Source organism: Micromonospora rosaria (genome assembly GCF_001567585.1).
Classification (GTDB): domain Bacteria; phylum Actinomycetota; class Actinomycetes; order Mycobacteriales; family Micromonosporaceae; genus Micromonospora; species Micromonospora rosaria.
The window spans coordinates 18,053-33,725 of the sequence record NZ_LRQV01000076.1 but is presented as its reverse complement, the minus strand read 5'-3'; the positions used below and the strand labels follow the sequence as shown (position 1 = coordinate 33,725).

The 15,673-nt window shown below is 70.8% G+C and carries 19 protein-coding genes and 1 tRNA gene; 11 read left to right on the top strand and 9 right to left on the bottom strand.

The window, feature by feature from the left end; genetic code table 11:
- Positions 1-143: 143 nt before the first annotated feature.
- Entirely contained in the window at positions 144-893 is a 750-nt protein-coding gene (locus tag AWW66_RS19615) for an Atu4866 domain-containing protein (RefSeq protein WP_067368453.1), read from the bottom strand.
- A 101-nt stretch (positions 894-994) separates the two neighbouring features.
- On the bottom strand, positions 995-1,648 hold the full coding sequence (locus AWW66_RS19610) for an NADPH-dependent F420 reductase (RefSeq protein ID WP_067368450.1): 654 nt from the start codon (positions 1,646-1,648) through the stop codon (positions 995-997).
- 85 nt (positions 1,649-1,733) lie between these two features.
- On the opposite strand from AWW66_RS19610, the gene AWW66_RS19605 reads away from it, so the two are divergent.
- Positions 1,734-2,150 (top strand): winged helix-turn-helix transcriptional regulator, encoded by a 417-nt coding sequence (locus AWW66_RS19605; protein WP_067368447.1) that lies wholly within the window; start codon positions 1,734-1,736, stop codon positions 2,148-2,150.
- Here AWW66_RS19605 and AWW66_RS19600 read toward each other — a convergent pair.
- Both AWW66_RS19600 and AWW66_RS33835 read right to left on the bottom strand, forming a co-directional pair.
- The gene (locus AWW66_RS19600) at positions 2,123-2,512 is read right to left on the bottom strand and encodes a DUF6578 domain-containing protein (protein ID WP_067368445.1); all 390 of its coding nucleotides are present in this window, start codon (positions 2,510-2,512) and stop codon (positions 2,123-2,125) included. The two genes, AWW66_RS19605 and AWW66_RS19600, sit on opposite strands and share 28 nt — an antisense overlap.
- Positions 2,513-2,570: 58 nt before the next feature.
- Positions 2,571-2,738 (bottom strand): hypothetical protein, encoded by a 168-nt coding sequence (locus AWW66_RS33835; RefSeq protein ID WP_157527615.1) that lies wholly within the window; start codon positions 2,736-2,738, stop codon positions 2,571-2,573.
- A gap of 43 nt (positions 2,739-2,781) precedes the next feature.
- On the opposite strand from AWW66_RS33835, the gene AWW66_RS19590 reads away from it, so the two are divergent.
- Both AWW66_RS19590 and AWW66_RS19585 read left to right on the top strand, forming a co-directional pair.
- Positions 2,782-3,144 carry an aldo/keto reductase gene (locus AWW66_RS19590; RefSeq protein ID WP_245648381.1) on the top strand — a complete coding sequence of 121 codons (363 nt, stop codon included), beginning with the start codon at positions 2,782-2,784 and terminating at the stop codon, positions 3,142-3,144.
- Positions 3,145-3,321: 177 nt separating this feature from the next.
- A complete protein-coding gene (locus AWW66_RS19585) occupies positions 3,322-3,966 on the top strand; it encodes a putative immunity protein (protein ID WP_211272025.1) in 645 nt (214 codons plus the stop codon).
- A 207-nt stretch (positions 3,967-4,173) separates the two neighbouring features.
- On the opposite strand, the gene AWW66_RS19580 is transcribed toward AWW66_RS19585, so the two are convergent.
- The 5 genes from AWW66_RS19580 to AWW66_RS19560 form a co-directional block, all read right to left on the bottom strand.
- Positions 4,174-4,764, bottom strand: a complete 591-nt coding sequence (locus tag AWW66_RS19580; protein WP_067368437.1) for an NIPSNAP family protein — start codon at positions 4,762-4,764, stop codon at positions 4,174-4,176.
- Positions 4,761-5,186: an Rrf2 family transcriptional regulator gene (locus AWW66_RS19575; protein ID WP_067368435.1), complete on the bottom strand. Its 426-nt coding sequence runs from the start codon at positions 5,184-5,186 to the stop codon at positions 4,761-4,763. Before AWW66_RS19575 ends, AWW66_RS19580 begins: the two co-directional genes overlap by 4 nt.
- A 73-nt stretch (positions 5,187-5,259) precedes the next feature.
- Complete coding sequence (locus AWW66_RS19570; protein ID WP_083978642.1) at positions 5,260-7,131, bottom strand: caspase family protein; 1,872 nt, start codon at positions 7,129-7,131, stop codon at positions 5,260-5,262.
- A gap of 12 nt (positions 7,132-7,143) precedes the next feature.
- Positions 7,144-7,560 (bottom strand): hypothetical protein, encoded by a 417-nt coding sequence (locus AWW66_RS19565; protein WP_157527613.1) that lies wholly within the window; start codon positions 7,558-7,560, stop codon positions 7,144-7,146.
- A gap of 293 nt (positions 7,561-7,853) precedes the next feature.
- Entirely contained in the window at positions 7,854-8,165 is a 312-nt protein-coding gene (locus AWW66_RS19560; RefSeq protein WP_211272023.1) for a hypothetical protein, read from the bottom strand.
- A 252-nt stretch (positions 8,166-8,417) separates the two neighbouring features.
- Here AWW66_RS19560 and AWW66_RS19555 point away from each other — a divergent pair, with 252 nt between their 5' ends.
- From AWW66_RS19555 to AWW66_RS19525, 8 genes are all read left to right on the top strand, one after another.
- Positions 8,418-8,879, top strand: coding sequence for a hypothetical protein (locus tag AWW66_RS19555; RefSeq protein WP_067368424.1), 462 nt, complete (start codon positions 8,418-8,420; stop codon positions 8,877-8,879).
- Between the two features lie 196 nt (positions 8,880-9,075).
- The gene (locus AWW66_RS19550; protein ID WP_067368422.1) at positions 9,076-9,903 is read left to right on the top strand and encodes a TIGR02569 family protein; all 828 of its coding nucleotides are present in this window, start codon (positions 9,076-9,078) and stop codon (positions 9,901-9,903) included.
- Between the two features lie 167 nt (positions 9,904-10,070).
- A tRNA-OTHER gene (locus AWW66_RS33830) sits at positions 10,071-10,196 on the top strand.
- Positions 10,197-10,545: 349 nt separating this feature from the next.
- Positions 10,546-11,646 carry a hypothetical protein gene (locus AWW66_RS19545; RefSeq protein ID WP_211272021.1) on the top strand — a complete coding sequence of 367 codons (1,101 nt, stop codon included), beginning with the start codon at positions 10,546-10,548 and terminating at the stop codon, positions 11,644-11,646.
- 92 nt (positions 11,647-11,738) lie between these two features.
- Positions 11,739-12,533, top strand: coding sequence for a DUF3592 domain-containing protein (locus AWW66_RS19540; RefSeq protein WP_211272019.1), 795 nt, complete (start codon positions 11,739-11,741; stop codon positions 12,531-12,533).
- 63 nt (positions 12,534-12,596) lie between these two features.
- The gene (locus AWW66_RS19535; RefSeq protein WP_067368414.1) at positions 12,597-12,941 is read left to right on the top strand and encodes a hypothetical protein; all 345 of its coding nucleotides are present in this window, start codon (positions 12,597-12,599) and stop codon (positions 12,939-12,941) included.
- Positions 12,942-12,951: 10 nt separating this feature from the next.
- Positions 12,952-13,179 carry a type II toxin-antitoxin system RelE family toxin gene (locus AWW66_RS19530; RefSeq protein ID WP_157527611.1) on the top strand — a complete coding sequence of 76 codons (228 nt, stop codon included), beginning with the start codon at positions 12,952-12,954 and terminating at the stop codon, positions 13,177-13,179.
- 127 nt (positions 13,180-13,306) lie between these two features.
- A complete protein-coding gene (locus AWW66_RS19525; protein WP_067368408.1) occupies positions 13,307-15,466 on the top strand; it encodes a TerD family protein in 2,160 nt (719 codons plus the stop codon).
- Positions 15,467-15,673 lie beyond the last annotated feature (207 nt).

Genomic DNA, 15,673 nt, shown 5'->3' with positions numbered 1-15,673 from the left:
CAGCCGCGGCTGACGTATGGGTAGGCGGAGGTCGTGGTGAGGTCGACCCGTGGGCCAGGGCGGGAGGCCCCGCCGATGAACAGGACGAGACTGTCCGGCTCATCACGCGCGGCGGTGACCACCCTCCGGAGGGCGGCCTGTCATCAGGCCTGCCGACGGCGCATCGTGTATCCGGCGTGGTGCAGGGTGTCCCCCTCGAACTGACCGAAGGCCCAGAACCCGAGGTCGTCGAGGTACTCGATCCGGTCGCCGCTGATCCAGTAGCGGCCCTGGTAGGCGTGGGGACGCCCGCCCCGGGTCTCGTCGTAGCGGCCGTCGGCGGTGAGCTCCTGGTGCAGGAAGTCCGACGTGTCGATCCAGACGCCGACCCGGGCCGGATCGACGCGGCCCATGCCGCCGCCGTCGGTGTCCATGGCCGCCGAGCCCGCCGCAGGGTTCAGCACGGCCCCGTCCCACACGAGCGGCACACCGTCACGCAGGACGGCGCGCAGCCGCCCCGGAGCCGTCAGTGCGACGCCCATCGCGGCGGTCAGGTCCGGCGCGTCGGCGTCGTCCACGACGACGAGGTGCGCCGGGGCACCCGGGCCGAGCGTACCGGGGCCCTCCGCGTGCACCGTGCCGGCGAGCGCGGCGGTCAGGTCGACGACGGCGGGCAGGATCGTCGTGCCCGTGGCGGGCACCACCACCATGCCGTCGTCGTCGGCGGCAGTGACGAGACCCGGGCCGACGCCGACGATGAGCCCACCGCCGATCAGCACGTCGGCGTGCTCCATGGTCCCGATGACCGGGTGGAACGTGTGCACGGTGGCGTCCGTCAGCAGCAGCGGCCGTCCCCCGCTGGTCAGCACGGCGTCGAGGTCGGTGGCGGTGAAGGTGACAGGTGCGTTCGTCATGTGTTCCACCTTCGCTCTGGCGCGGGCGTTGCAGCAGGTCGCGCCCTTCCTGGTAGTGCGGGGACCAGGCTCGTGGCGGCCGGGCTGCCGACGGGCGGCGCTCAGGGTTGTGGCGGGGAGTCGTCCGCTCTGGACGACGGGACCGCGGGGATCGCCGTCTGCGGGTCGACGCCGGCGAACGCCAGCGCGATGACGAACCCGGCGACCTCCTCCAGTTGGCGCGCCCGGTCCAGCCCGCCGACCACGGCAGGAACACCTCCGACGTCGCGTACGAGCGAGCCGACGACCTCCAGCGCCCGCGGCTCGTCCCCGCACATCGCGACCGTTACCGGTGACGACGCGGGTGCCGTCCACCGCGTCGAGGGGAACAGGTGGAACGCCTTGACCACGTGGGCGCCGGGGGCGAGGTCGGCGACGTGCTGCGCGATCGCGCGCCCGGACCCCGTCCGCAGCACGCCGACGCCATGCTCGACCGCGTTCGTCGGGTCGATGAGCGGTACACCGGCGAGCGACCCGGCGGGTGCACCGGCTTCCGTGAGGATGTCGGCGATGCCCTCCCAGTGCAGGGCGAGCAGGACGACGTCGGCGTCCACGGCGACGTCGGGTAGCCGCCGGGCCCGAGCCCCGGACGTCTTGGCCGCCGCTTCCGCGCGGTCGGGCGAACGCCCGGCGATGCTGATGTCATGTCCGGCCCGGCTCCAGCCGAGGGCGAGCGCCGTGGCGAGGGTGCCGGTGCCGAGAATTCCGATACGCATGGCGTCAGACCCTAGGAAACCCGATGCCCACCGATCAGATCGTCACGCACCACCAGGTGCGCATCGGCCGTGACACGATGGCCGGATGTCTCGTGATACCGACGGCGGCTGCGTGGATCTCGTGGCGGACTGCCGCCTGCGGATGGGAACGGACCTGTTCACGCACGTGTGGGACCCGGTGGTCCTGGCCGCGCTCGCCGCCGGCCCGCACCGTCGTCGCGCGCTGCGGGCGAAGATCGGTGGCATCAGCGACAAGGCTCTCACCGAGGCACTCCACCGGCTCGTCACCAACGGCCTGACCGAACGAACGTCGTACGCCGAGGCGCCCCCTCGGGTCGACTACGCGTTGACCCCCCTCGGCCGGACCTTCGCCGACGGGCCGATGCGCGCACTCGCCGAATGGATCATCCGGTACGGCGACGAACTTTTCGACGCGCAGGAACGAATGCGAGATGCCGGGGCCGGCCGGACGTCTCATTCACCTGTCAACTGCACCACGTAGCCGGCAAACGTGAGGTCGCCGCGGTCGGGATCCCGTCCGTCCGCGAACCGGACCGAGGTCATGGTGCCGGAGCCGGGCACGGGGAAGAGGTCAGTCGACGGTTTCCCGTGCAGCGGGGCATATCGACAGTGCACGGCATGGATCGAAGCAACGATCCCCACGACAGGGAGAAGGACCTCCTCGCCCACGCCTCCGTGGTGCTCCTCGGCCTTGTCGACGCCGCGGGCCAGGTTGCTGCCCAGCACGAGCCCGAGCCACTCGGGGTCCAGATCTCGCAGCCTCCAGGAGACCCGATCGCCAACCGCGAACGGCTCGCCGCAGCACCGCATCTGCCAGTCATCCACCCAGACCTTGATGGCCACGATGCCATTCTCGTCGTGCCGACTACGGTCGTCGGTCTGTGGGCGGTCGAGCTGGGCGTCAGCTGTCCCTGGCTGACCGGAAGGCGGGAAACGGTGCCGGTGGCGGGGTTGTCGAGTCGTGCCAGCGGGCGGACATCGCCTCGGCCAGCCGGGCGTACCAGTCCGCCATCGTCAGCAGCATTCCGGCCCGTTCGGCGAGCCTGGTGAACACACCGATCTGTTGCATGAGCTGCGCTCGACGGCGCCAACGGGTGCGTGCCGGCTGTCCGGTGGCGGCCAGCAGCGGCAGCCGCTGCACCCGATGCGTCGACGCACCCGGCGAGGACGACATGCTCCGCGCCTGCGGGCAGCTCGGCATCGCGTTCGTACCCTTCTTCTCCATCGCCGGTGAGGCCCGCACGGCGGGACCGTCCCGGGCCGAGCACGAGGAGGTGCGCTCCGTGGCGCGCGCACACGGCGTTTCCCATGCCCAGGTGCGCCTGGCGTGGATCCTGCAGAAGGGTGCGCATGTGTTGGCCATCCCCGGCACCGGCAGCCCGGACCACCTCGTCGACAACGTGGCGGCCGGCGCGATCCGCCTGACGGAGGAGGACCTGCGCCTCCTCCACCGGATCGACCCGTCCGCGTCCTGAGGTCGGCCAGGTCGACCAGCGCGCTGCGCCGGGTGTCCGCACGGGTGCACAGATCACACCCGCACCTGCGCCGGGCCCGGCTGTCGAGTGCACCCCCTGTTTTGAGGGTTTCTCCCGACCGACCAGCGAAGACCGACGAAAAGTCTCCACCGGTTGATCAACGATACGGTGGTCGGCATGACGGTGCCCGAGGAGAGCCAGACGATCGACCTGAGCATCGCCGAGCTCCGGGAGGTGGCCGGCTACGCGGCGGCATGCGCACGGCCCGCACTGGCGGTCTTCGACCGTGCGCGTCCGGCCGACCGGCGCCCACGGGACGCGGTCGACGCCGCGCAGGCGTTCGCCGACGGAGCCGACCGGACCGCGGCGATCCGCGACCGCGCCTGGGCGGCACACCGGGCGTACCAGGAGGCACGCGACGCAGGACAGGTCGCGGCGAGCGAGGCCGCGCGCGCCTGCGTCGCCGCGGCCAGCGCGGCGTTCCTCCACCCCCTGGCGAAGGCCACCCAGGTCCTGCACATCCTCGGCGCCGCCGCGTACGCCGCTCGCGCCGTCGAGCTCGATGCCGGCGACGACCGTGCCGTCGGCGCCGACTCCATCGAGACGGCACGCGGGCTGGCCAACCCCGTCGTGGTGCGCGTCCTGATGCGCTACCCCGACGCCCCGGGCGGTCGTGGCCGCGCCGGAGAGCTGCTGCGAACGCTGGACGCGTCGTTGCGACAACGGGGCGACCACCTGCCACCCGGTGAGCGCGCCAGCGTCTCCCCCACGGCCCGTGAGGATGCGCACCGACGTTTTCCGCAGCAGCCCGACAGCCGGTAGGTGGTCGTCCACCCTCACTCCGTCGACGACCTGGTCGAGCCGGGGGTCGGATCTCGCCGCTCGCCGTAGCCGGGCACCCCGCGCACCCCTGCGGCCGAGGACCGGCCTGCCACGGCGGCCCAGCGCTGGCACGCGTCGGTCGCACGTCACGCCCACCAGCGACGGGTGAGCGCACCGGTCGGCGTCGACTGCCCGCCGTCGAGCTGATCAGTGCAGGCTGGAGCGCGGGGTGGGGCGGAGGCGGAAGGTCTCGGTCTTCACCACCCCCGCCGGGACGTCCGCCCGCAGGGGTGACCGGGTGAGCCACACCAGCGCGTGTTCCCCGGCACGGACCGGCAGCCGTGGAAAGTCGTTCGCGGCGTACTCGGTCCTCAGCACGGCCAGGTTCCCCTCCGGGTTGAGGGTGGGGTCGACGTCGGGGAAAGGGCCGGCCCAGTACCAGATCGTCGCGTGCAGGAGCGATTCGGGGTTGGCGGCGCCACGGTCGAGTACCGGCACCGCGACGACCTCACGGAGCAGCAGGACGTCGTCCGAGTCGAGCATCGTCGCGTTCGCCGCTGGTCCGTGCTCCGACCACACGGGGCCGGAGTAGAAGACCGTCAGGCTGGTCCGGCGCGACCGCATGTCGGTGAAGCCGCGCAGCCACACGAACTGGTCGGGCCGGTCGAGGTCGCGGAACTGGCCCAGCACGGCCATCCCCAGTTCCTCCTGGGTCTCCAGGAACTCGCGGTCGAACAGGTCGATCAGCTCGTCGCGGCGTCCCTCGCGCAGGGTGTAGCGGCGCAGTTCGACGATCACGCCAGGATCCTTTCCGGGACGTCGGTGACCGTCCGACGCGCCAGCGCCGCCCGGAACGCGTCGGTCGCTTCGTCGTACAGGTCGGTGAGCACCGGACGGATTCCGCGCCCGACCGGGCACTCCAGGTTCGGTTCGGAGTGGTGCAGGGCGAGGAGCGGCTCCGGCGAGACGGCGAGCCAGACGTCCAGCAGCGTGATCTCTGCTGCCGGCCGCCCGAGGGAGAAGCCGGCGCCGTTGCCCCGGCGGGCCGTCACCAGGCCGGCCCGTTGCAGGTCGCCGAGGCTGCGCCGGACGATGACCGCGTTCGTGTTGACGCTGGCCGCCACCTCCTCGGAGGTGAGCACCTCACGACCACGCCGTCTGGCCAGTTCCAGCCACGCCAGGGCGTGGGCCGCGATCGGCACCCTGCTGTTGGCCGCCACCCGGACAGTCTCGCCGGCACCCGCACCGAAAGCAGGCAACGCTAGGTATCCCAGCCATGCGCGCCAGGCACGCTCACCCCCGGCCCGGCGGGCGAAACGTGCGGCCCTGGACGTCGATACGGCCCACCGCGTCCGACGCCACCGCTGTCAGCTCGGCGATGGCCGGCGGCGGCACGCGGGGATCGACGGTGTGGAACTGGACGGTCACCACCACGTTCACCTGCCGTGTCCTGACCCGTGCCACGAACGGCGACTGTTGATCCGCTCGGGCGGTGCTCGGCGGCACCGCCGCGTACCCCGTCAGTCCGTCGTCGGCGGACAGCTCCTGGACGGTGAGCCCTTCCTCCCGGTCCTGCCCGGCGTAACTCCTCAACTGGCTGGTCGCCCGCTGGGTGCCGGAGCGGGTCGACCTGTCCGGGAGCAACTCGTACTGCAGGTTCAACCTGGTGCCCACCTGGAAGATGATGGTGTAGTAGTCAACCTGGCAGTGGCTGCTGTACTGGGTCGACTCGTTGCCGCTGACCTCCCCGACGTGGAAGCGGAAGATCGCATCGTTGTCCCACCGCATCCGCTGACGGCTCTCGTTGAGGACGTCACACGCGGACGGCAGAGCCACTGCCTGCGGCGGCGTGTACCAGGTCCACGGCTGGTCCACGACGAGGAACAGCATCAGGATCACGACGGCGCGGGCCAGCCCGGCACGGGCGGCTGTCCAGTTCGACGTGAACGTCACCGGTGCCGGTGAGCCCCAGTTCTCACTCCAGCGGCGGAGGGTCTGAATGCGCTCGTCGAACTCCACGTCCCGTGCCAGCATGGCGGTGCGGGGCGTGGGCAGCGTCAACCGATGCGCGATCGCCGTATCGGCGCGTCTCAGCGCTACCGAGCGGCCTGTGAGCGTGGGCCGGACCTCGATTGCCAGGACGGCCGGCCACCGCACCGCCTTCGACCAGACGCCACGCACCTGCACACCGTCGCGGGTGAGTTCCACGGCGCCCCGCTGCGAGGTGACGAGGATCCGCAGCGCGAGCAGGGCCAGCCAGGTACCGGCGACCAGCGCGGCGAGAACGTGCACCTGCGTTCCGAGCCACAGCAGCCCTGCGGCGGCGACCAGTGGCCCCGTGGCGATGATGCCGAGGCGGCGTGCCGGACGCAGCGTGAGCGGGGCGGGCTGGAATCGGGGTGGCCGGCGCGGTGTCGAGCCGACGCTGGTCCGTCCGATGACCAACCGACCCTGCGCGCCGAACATCCACCGGCACGGTGTCTGCGCCGGGGTCTTCTCGCGGACCGTGTCAAAGGCGAAATCGTAGAGCTCATCTACGGTGATCTCACCGTCGTGGTTCAGGTCGGCCGCTCCGCTGTCCAGCCCGTCGATCAGCGCGGACGTGAACAGTGACGTGTGGGGAAGAAACTCCTCGGTCAGGTTGCCGTCCTCGAAGGCGTATTCGATGGCCGAGGAAGCCGTGATGATGACCAGACCACGTCCCCCGAACTCCTCCTGGATGTGCACGGTCTGGTCCGCGCGTACCACCATTCCACGGGGGAAGGCGCCGCTGTAACAGCAGTCGAGGACGAGCAGTATGCGTCGAGACCGACTGCGCTGTACGCATGCGCTGATGAACTCGGCGCTGACGCTGGTGGTCGCCAGGTCGCTCAGGCGGGTGTCACGTGTGGCCAGGTGGAGCGCGTTGACGCTGTCCTTGATCCCGTGTCCGGAGAAGTAGAGCAGCAGCACGTCCGATGGTGTCCGTCCGGCGAAGAATCGTTCGACCTCTGCCGTCACGTGCCCGGCCGGCTGGTCGATCAGCGTCGCCGTGTCGAAGGCGCACCGGTCGGGATCGGCCAGCACCCGGGCCAGCTCGCTCACGTCGTGGGCTGGCGCTCGCAACCGTCGGAGCGTGCCGTCGTCGTGGACGGCATTGCCGATCAGGAGGGCTGCTCGTGCCATGCTGAGCCCTTCTCAGTCGACCGTGTGCCGTCGAACGAACAACTCGACGAGTGCCCGCGTCTCGTCCCTGGTCGGGTTGGCGACCTCCAGACGGTCGCCGTCGATCTCCACAATCACCGATCGGCTGGACGAGGTGACCAGCCACGACCCGATCGCCTCGATCGCGGCGGTCAGTGCCTGGGGCGAGGAGGTGACCGCCAACGCGATCACCCCCAGGGTCTCCGCCAGCCCCTTGGCCCCGGGCGGCCCCGCCTCGGGTGCGATGGCCGTGATCGGCAGCAGGTCACCCGATTCGGCGACTGCTCGGGCGAGGCTGGAGACCTCCTCGTCGACCTCGATAGCCTCGAAGCCCTCCGGCATGGCTACCGTCAACGTCAGGTGAATACGCCCTTTGGATGCCACCTGCAAACTCCTTGCTGCCACGGTCACGCCGTTACGGCCTCGGATCACGCCGTCCCTGTCGGGCTTCGACCTGCCCGACCGATGTGTCGTCGATGAGATCGACCGTTGTTGTATCACGGGCATGCTCGCGGCAGTGTCGGCCCGACCGGTATGACGGCATCCAGGCCGCAGTGGGCGGGATGAAAGCGCGCCTCACCTGGACGGACGACGTCCCTGGCCGGACGGCCTCACCGACCTGCTCCGGGCCGTGATCGACAAGGATCACCTGACCGTTTGCGGTTTCTCGGATCGGCTAGCTATTTTCGGGGCTTGGTTGGTGTTCAGGCTGTTCGTTTGGGGTATTCGCGGCCGGCCAGCCAGATGGTGAGATCCCTGGCGATGTGGTGGGGGTCGTTCTCGACCGTGCGGTCGTGGTGGCGTTGGTGGGGATCATGGCGTTCGACTTCGTAGGTGCCGTCGTCGAGCAGTGAGACGGACGCGTACCAGGCTGAGTCTTCGTCGGCGGGGTTGATCGCGACGAAGGTGTTGTCGCGCTGATCCAGTCCTTCGATCAGCATGAACAGGGCGTCTTCTGAGGGGTCGCCGATGTGGTCGCCATCCTCGGTGTCAGCGTGGTAGTAGTCGGCGTCCACCGGTGCCCCTCCTGCTCTGGTGACCATCCGGCCCAGCATCCCACGGCGGCTTCTCGATCGACCGGTTGATACGCGGCATGGGCGGTGACCAGGTCGCGGACGTCGGCGCGGCCCCGAGTGGGTACCACGCGCACCGAAAGGGCGTGCTGCGCGCCCCCGCAGTCGCCCACGCCGTGATCACCCCCTGCCGACGTGCCGAGGCACGTACGATCCAGGTCGTCATCGCGAGACGAGCCCGCACAGGAGCAGCCGATGATCAACGATGAGACTCTCGCCCGCATCAACCACGGCGTGCAGTTGCATCATCAGCAGGGCCAGCGAGAGGCTGCTCGCGACGTCTTCGCGCAGATCTGGGACGAGATCGACGGAGAGCGAGGCGATCCGTTGCACGTGTGCGTCCTCGCGCACTCGATGGCCGACGTGCAGGACGACGTCCACCAGGAGTTGGTCTGGGATCAGCGGGCGCTGACGGCGGCCGGCTCGCTCACCGACGCCCGGGTCGCGCAGGCTGGGGTGCCGATGTCGGTGGCGGGCCTGTATCCGTCGCTGCACCTCAACCTGGGTGAGTGCTACCGCAGGCTCGGTGACCTCACCCGCGCCCGCGAACACCTCCAGCATGCGCAGGCGGGGATCAGCGCGCTCGGCGATGACGACTACGGGCAACTGATCAGGGGTGGCATGGATCGGCTGGCGCAGCAGCTGACCTCGGAGTAGGCGCGCCAGGATACGCACGCGCCAGGGTCGTGGCAGGGGCCGTCCACGGTCAGCGGCGGCGTCGCCGGAAGCGCTGCACCGCGAGGGGTCGTGCCACCCGACAAACCGGGGCCGGTCTCATCGCCCGTCGGCGGGCGTGCAGTCGACCTGGCTGATCCGGAGGGCGTCGGGGTGGAGAGACCTACGATCGTCGGTCATGGAGCCCGCGACGAGTCCCCCTCCCCCGGAAGTCCTGCACGCGTTCGGCGTCTCCGGCGTTCCGGTGGTGTTACCCGGCGGCAAGGGTGGGACCTGGCGGGTGGGTGACGTGGTGCTCAAGCCGTCGGAGGGCGCCGACGAGTCGCGGTGGCGGGCGGAGACCCTCGCCGAGGTGCGGGTGTCGGCGCAGTTCCGAGTGCCGCGTCCGGTGCCAACGGCGGACGGGAACTGGCTGGCTGCCGGCTGGGAGGCCTGGCGGCTCGTCGCTGGCGAACCCGACACGACGCGGATCGACGAGGTGGTCCGGGCGGGATCCGCGTTCCACGCCGCTGTGGCTCATCTGCCGCGTCCGGCCTTCCTCGACGCTCGTGACGACCCCTGGTCGTATGGAGATCGCGTGGCGTGGGAGGAAGCCCCGATCTCCGGAAGTCCGGCCAGCCTGGAGTTGCTGGAGCCACTCGCGGCGGCGCGCCGGCCGGTGCACCTGCCGGAACAGATCGTGCATGGGGACCTGCCGGGCAACGTGTTGTTCGCCGACGGCGTCCCGCCGGCGATCATCGACTGGTCGCCGTACTGGCGACCGGTCCCGTGGGCGGCGGCGGTCGCGGTCGTCGACGCGCTGTGCTGGTACGGGGCGGACCCCCAGGTGCTGGACCGCTGGTCGCACCTGCCGGAGTGGGGTCAGATGCTGGTGCGCGCGCTCATCTATCGGATCGTCACTCGTGACGCCGCCTTCGGGCCCCACGCGCAGGCCCGCGAACCGAACTCGGCGTACCGGCCCGTCGTGGCCATGGCGATCGCTGCGGCCCGTCACCGCACCGGCTGACCCCGAGCAGCCGGGAGACGACGTGGCGTACGGCACGGCGTCCGAACGCCGCCGCTGCGATGTAGTCCTGCCGGGCTGGCCCCGGCCAGGGACCGCCGTACGAATCGCGGCAGGGGCGCCGAAACCCGGTGGCCGTGCCCAGCCGGCCGGTGCGATGATCGACACCTGGGTCGCTAGCTCAATGGCAGAGCATTCGACGAGTAGTGCGTCCGCCCTCCGCCGGTGCGGTCATGGACGCGCTTCCTTCTCCTTGTTGGATCGAAGGGTTCGGGGTTCGAGTCCCCGGCGGCCCACTCGTGAGCGTCGGGCCGACGGCGATGACGTCCTTGATTCGCGTGATGCGGCGGCTGCCGGGACCGACACGAGGCGTTCGACGTGAACGAGGAGCCAGGCCAGGGCGAGCTGGGAGATGGTCGCTTGCTTGACCCGCCCGGGTCTGATCATTCACAACGAGACGATCACCTCTCCTGAAGAGTCGGCAGCTGAACGTGCCGGGCGGGCGCGATGGTCAACGCGGCCGGGTGCGGTCTGCCGGCGTGCTGTGCTGGCGTCCGTCCCGTTGGGCGGCGGTGTGCTGTGCAATTCAGGAGAGGCGGTCCCGCCGTGACCGTGAGGTCACCCAGGGTCTGTCGGCCGTCACCCATGACGTGCACAATCGGCCGCATGACGAGCGCCGCAGGCGAGCCGCCCACGCACAACACGCCCGCCGCCCTCGCCCTGGGGTTCCTGACGGGCGCAGTGATCGGGGTATCGCTGACCGCCTTCATCAGCGGGTGCGTCACCGAGAGGGCACCGTTGATCATCGTGGGGTTGGTCCTGCCCGCGGTCTACGGGTTTCTCTTCTTCCTCTCCACCCTGCCGCGTCGTGCCCGGGAAGCGGCCGTCGTGCCGCGCACGGCGCTCGCGGTGATCGAGAGCCGGGAGGTCGTCGGGGGTAAGACCAGCGACGTGCCGGTGCGCTTCGAGCTGTCCGTCGTGCCGGACGACGCGCCCGCGTTCCGGGTCGAGATAAGGCAGGACATCAACCTCGTCGAGCTTCCCGACTACCGGGCGCGCGGGGTCGTAGTGGTGGAGTATCCGCCGGACCGGCCATGGAATACCCGGATCGTGAAGCGGCCGACGCCGGAGTGGGAGGAGCGGGCGGTCGTGGCCCGGGTGGATTCGGTGCCCGGTCCGGCCATGAAGAGCGATTCCCCGGAGGGCTGTGCCGGCGGTCTCCTCACGCTGCTCGGCCTGCTGCTCGGCGCGGCCGCCGTGCTTCTGCTGTTCCGCGCCGATCTGTTCGACTCCTACGAGGGCGAGAACGCCCTCTCCCGCAGACCGTCCGTCTCCTCCTCGTCGTCCACGACCGCCGTGACGTCGGCGATGGGCACGGTCACCCTCGGTCCGGGCCAGTCGATGCTCGACGAGGGTGAGCTGCGCAAGGCCGTCGAGTCGTTGACACAGGGTGCGAACAAGCCCCGGGCGCTGACCGTCGTCGTGCAGGACCGCCTGCTGACGGTCGTCTTCGCCCCCATCGGCGTGGAGAGCGCCGGGTTCGACCCACGTTCCCTGCCCTACGATCGCGTCCCCGGTCTGGTCGAGGAGGCCAGGACCGGCGTCGGCTCCCCACAGAGCTGGCAGCTCGCCGCCGACGGCGTCACCGGCTCACTCACGCTCAGGGTCGTGGTGACCGGCGACGGGGGCACGGGAACGCTGGAGGCGGACGGGCAGGGCAAAGTGCTGCGGCGCAGCGGCAGTTGACCGTACCGGGAGGAGAAGGGCACATGGGGTGGGACGAGTTCCTGGTGCTGTGGTGTGCGGTGTGGGGTGCGGTGGCGCTGGTGGGGTACGGCATGTCGCTGGCCGGGGTGACCAAGGCGCAGCGGACTGTGCGGCTCACGGGGCGGATCGAGCGGGTGCGGGAGCCCCGGCACGGCGGGTCCCACAAAGGCGGGATATCGGTGGTCGTCTCCTACCGCGACCCGGCCTCCGGTCAGGAGGTCACCGTGACGAACGACGGCGAGCGCGGCGAGATGATCACCGTGGCGTGGGAGGGCCGGGAGATCGGGGTCAGCCACCCGCGGGGCAGACCGCACGCCTACCGGTTCTCCAACTCTCCCGAGGAGCCCGGTCGCGGGCTGTTCTGGCCCGGTTTCGCACTCTTCCTGGTCTACGTCGGACTGGTGGTCCTCGTCGCGGTCGACCAGGGGTGGCCGTGGGCGCTGATCGGCTTCGGCGGGCCCTGGGCGGTCTTCGCCGCCGCTCACCTGCCCGGGACGATACGTGCCAAGCACGACCGCCTCGCCAGGCTGGCCGCGATGGACACTGTGCAGGGGCGGGTCGTCGCGGTGCTGAAGGACGTCAGCGTCGACCAGGACGACGGCCACACCTGGACCACCATCACCCCTGTCGTCTCGTTCACCACCCGCGCGGGCACAGTCGTCACGGCCCACTGCACGTCGCATCTCGCAGACCCTGCCAACTCGTACGGTCGTGACGTCACGGTCCACCACACGCCCGCTGATCCGGCCGACTTCACGCTCGACCGCGCGGCCCAGCAACGCTCGGAGGGGCAGGATGTGACGTTCAACGTCTTGGTGATCGTCGTGCTCGCGGCGACGGCCGTGGCGGGGGTGGTGTTCCTCTGAGGACCGGGAGGGGTGCCGGTGAGGCCCAGGGAGGTGCCGGGCCGATTGGGTTACCTTCTCTCCATGGGCGTGGACAGGGAGCCGCTGACGTTCGATTACGAGAACCTGCATGTGCGGGTGGACCGGGGGGTGTTCGAGCTGTTCACCCTGGACGGCTCCCCCGCCGAGCACACGTTCCGTGTCCCACTGCGCTGGCTCGGGGTGTCCCTGCACTACAAGAAGCCGGACAAGCCAGGCACGTTGTCCTTCGGAATCGTCCGTGACCCGCGGTCCGCGCTCTACAACACCGACCGGCTCGCCTTCCGTTACTCGACCTCGCCCGGGTGCCGGGTGCCGCCCGGCGACGAGGCGTTGTTCCGCGCGTACCTCACCGAGGTGGCCCGGCTCGCCGGCCGACCGGTCGCCTGACGTGGCACCGGTGGTTCTCGAACGCGACACCGTGCGCACGCACCCGGCCCGCGTGGCGGGGATGTTCTCCCGACAAGCTCGCCGCAATCCGCACTTCGACGGCGTCCACTCCGCCCGGCGCGGCACGTACCGGATCGCCTACCGGATCAACGGGGCGCAACGGGTCGTGGAAATCCGCTCGATCCGCCACCGACGCGACGCCTACCGTTGGTCGGACACCTGCCAGGGTCGGGTCTGACCGAGGCCGCCGCTGTGCCCCGACGGCATGGCACTCCTTGGCTGGAGGACCAGCGCTGCGAGCTGGCTGAGTTCAGCGCCAGGGGGTCACCGGCAACCGACGGCGTCGGCCAGGAACGGAGGACCACGTGTTCGAGAAGCTGATCATCCAGAAGACCCTCCGGGTGCCGGCGAGCACCGGCGCGGCCGGCGACGGCGCGCCGGTGGCCCGCCAACTGGACGCGGCGTTGCTCGACGTCGGGTTCTCGGCGTCGTCGGCCCTGCTGGAGCACATCGGCGGCCTGGCCCCCGCGCCGGCGATGGACCTCGCCGCCACGGTCGTGTCCGCGGTGCGCGAGCTCGTCGGCGACCACGTCCAGCACAACGCCTACTTCATCGGCTTCCCCGACGACGTGCCGGACACCATCGAGTTCTGGACGGACCGGCTCCGGGCGGCCGTGCTCACCGACGGCGGCACCACGACCGACGCGTACCTGCGTGACGTTGCCACCTCCGGCGGGGTGAACCTGCTCGACCTGCCGGGCTACGGCACCTACCAGCACACGTACGCCGATCTGGTGGCCGCACACGACGAGTTGCTGGCCACGGCCGGTGACCGGGTGACGGTGCTCGGTCTCGGCGAGACCGCCGAGGTGGAGGCGGCGCGGCTCTACCTGGCCTTGGCCGGCAGCGCGACCCCCCACGGCGAGGCGGACCTCGCGATCCTCAGCGAGCTCGCCGTCGCCTGCCTCGACGACGTGCAGCCGACCGAGATCCCGGTGCGGGAGAACCGGGCGGTGCTCAACGGGGTCCGGCTGGTCCTCGGACGGCCGCTGGTCGCCGTGGACACGACGACCGACGTGCTGCGCCTCGCCTGCCACGTCTCCGGCGGGGACGTCTCGCTCGGGGCACCCACGCGGTTCCGGGCGTTCCCGCGCCGGGAGCGCCGGATCCTGCTGGCCGCGCTCAACGAGGTCGTCGGCGCGAACCAGGACAAGCTCGCAGACGTCGTGCGCCACGCGGAACGGTGGAAGCGGCTCGGCGAGCGGCTGCACCCGCACGAGTACGACCAGTGGCCGCACGCCCGGGAGGTGTTCACGGTCGCGCGGGGCGAGCGGCGGGTACGCACCCTCGCCGGTCGCGCGGAGGCGGCGATCCGTACCGGAGCCGTCGGTTCCGCCACGTCGGTGCTGGCGGCTGCGCCGGGTCTGCTCCTGCGGTCCGCGGACCGGCTGCTGCGGCTGGCGTCGGCGACGGAGCAGCGCGTCGTGCTCGACGCGGTCGCCGGGGCGCTCGGCTCGGCGTCCGGCCGGGTGCTGTTCTCGCTGCGGGAGCACGTCGACAACCGGCTGACGCCCGCGTCCGCCCGGATGTACGTGAACCGCTCGCGGAGCGCGTGGGTCGGGCCGGACCGGCGGCCGCCGCTGCCGGCCGGCTTGGTGGCCGAGGTGTCGGCGCGGCTCGACGCGGAGATCAGCGCCCGGCTACCCGAGTCGCCGCGACCGCTGGTGGTGGACCCGGCGGTGCTCGACGTCGCCCTGCCGCTGTCGGGCAAGGCTGCCGAGGGCGGATTCGCGGTGCTGCCGAGGGGCTCGCGGGCGTCGGTCTCCGGTGAGCTGCTGCGCTTCTTCACCTACTGGCGCCAGACCAGCCGCCGCACCGACTACGACCTGTCCGCGCTACTGCTCGACGACGAGTTCCGTACCGCGGGTCACGTGTCCTGGACGAACTACCGCCACGAGGGTGTGGCGTACTCCGGCGACGTCACCGACGCGACGAACGGTGCCACCGAGTTCATCGACGTGCCGCTGACGCTCCCCGGGCACTACGTGGTGCCGCAGGTCTACATCTACGCGGGTGAGTCGTTCGACGAGGTCGCCGAGTCGATGTTCGGGTACCAGACCCGGACGCGGGAGCAGCAGGGCACGCCGTTCGACGCGCGGACCGTGCGGGCCCGGTCGCAGCTGCGCGGCCAGGGCCGGGTCGCGCTGCCGGTGGTGTTCGCCAGGGGCGAGCAGGGCTGGCAGGCCGTGTGGCTGCACCTGTACCTGCGGGGCATGCCGTCGTTCAACCGGGTGGAGGACAACACCTTCACCACGGCCGACCGGGTACGGGCGTTGGTGCAGCGACGTCACCTGACGATGTCCTACCTCGTCGACCGGTGGCGCGCACGGGCCGAGGTCACGATGTGGGACGGCCGGTTGCCGCAGGAGCCGGTCACGTTCATCGGCATCGAGGCGCCCGAGGGTCTGCCCGACGGATCGGAGACCTATACACTGGATCGGCTCAGTGAGCTGATCCCTGAGTAGTCGGCGACAGCCGAGGCCATCCGGGCGCTTCCTTCTATTCCGTTCGATTCGGTACCTCCGCCATGCGGAGGACTGGTAGTCAGCGCCCGCGCTCTCCTCGGACTGGACCGGGTCCGGTAGGCCGGTGGGAGACTCTCCCGCCGGCCTACCGGACCGATGGGGACAACCGCAGCCTCCTCCTCGGCGGGGACACCCGGCCAGGAGGCG

Excerpts from the sequence above, each read along its gene's own strand:
- AWW66_RS19550 (WP_067368422.1), top strand. The coding sequence starts at position 9,076 with ATGGAGCCCGCGACGAGTCCCCCTCCCCCGGAAGTCCTGCACGCGTTC.
- AWW66_RS19610 (WP_067368450.1), bottom strand. The coding sequence starts at position 1,648 with ATGCGTATCGGAATTCTCGGCACCGGCACCCTCGCCACGGCGCTCGCC.
- AWW66_RS19615 (WP_067368453.1), bottom strand. The coding sequence starts at position 893 with ATGACGAACGCACCTGTCACCTTCACCGCCACCGACCTCGACGCCGTG.
- AWW66_RS19545 (WP_211272021.1), top strand. The coding sequence starts at position 10,546 with ATGACGTGCACAATCGGCCGCATGACGAGCGCCGCAGGCGAGCCGCCC.
- AWW66_RS19535 (WP_067368414.1), top strand. The coding sequence starts at position 12,597 with ATGGGCGTGGACAGGGAGCCGCTGACGTTCGATTACGAGAACCTGCAT.
- AWW66_RS19605 (WP_067368447.1), top strand. The coding sequence starts at position 1,734 with ATGTCTCGTGATACCGACGGCGGCTGCGTGGATCTCGTGGCGGACTGC.
- AWW66_RS19570 (WP_083978642.1), bottom strand. The coding sequence starts at position 7,131 with ATGGCACGAGCAGCCCTCCTGATCGGCAATGCCGTCCACGACGACGGC.
- AWW66_RS19555 (WP_067368424.1), top strand. The coding sequence starts at position 8,418 with ATGATCAACGATGAGACTCTCGCCCGCATCAACCACGGCGTGCAGTTG.
- AWW66_RS33835 (WP_157527615.1), bottom strand. The coding sequence starts at position 2,738 with ATGCAACAGATCGGTGTGTTCACCAGGCTCGCCGAACGGGCCGGAATG.
- AWW66_RS19585 (WP_211272025.1), top strand. The coding sequence starts at position 3,322 with ATGACGGTGCCCGAGGAGAGCCAGACGATCGACCTGAGCATCGCCGAG.
- AWW66_RS19540 (WP_211272019.1), top strand. The coding sequence starts at position 11,739 with ATGTCGCTGGCCGGGGTGACCAAGGCGCAGCGGACTGTGCGGCTCACG.